Source organism: Nocardia amamiensis, assembly GCF_015477605.1.
Classification (GTDB): Bacteria; Actinomycetota; Actinomycetes; order Mycobacteriales; family Mycobacteriaceae; genus Nocardia; species Nocardia amamiensis_A.
The window spans coordinates 1-255 of sequence record NZ_JADLQX010000329.1; the positions used below are offsets into that span (position 1 = coordinate 1).

The 255-nt window shown below is 70.6% G+C and carries 1 protein-coding gene; it reads left to right on the forward strand.

Going from position 1 to position 255, the window contains the following annotated elements; genetic code table 11:
* Positions 1 to 255: AMP-binding enzyme (locus IU459_RS38005; protein ID WP_195134361.1), on the forward strand; the 255-nt coding region annotated here is incomplete at both ends.

A 255-nucleotide genomic window follows, 5' to 3' on the forward strand; every position in this document is an offset into this window, starting at 1 on the left:
GCATCGAGCTGGGCGAGATCGAGTCGGCGCTCACGGCGCTGGAATCGGTGGCGCAGGCGGTGGTCGTGGTGCGCACCGATGAGCGGACCGGCGACCAGCTGGTGGCCTATCTGGTGGCGGACCCGGACCGGGTGGTGGACGTCGAGTCGGTCAAGGCCGAGCTCGGCGCGCGGCTGCCCGGGTACATGGTGCCCACGGCCTATGTGGTGCTGGACGAGTTCCCGCTGAACGCCTCGGGCAAGCTGGACCGCAAGG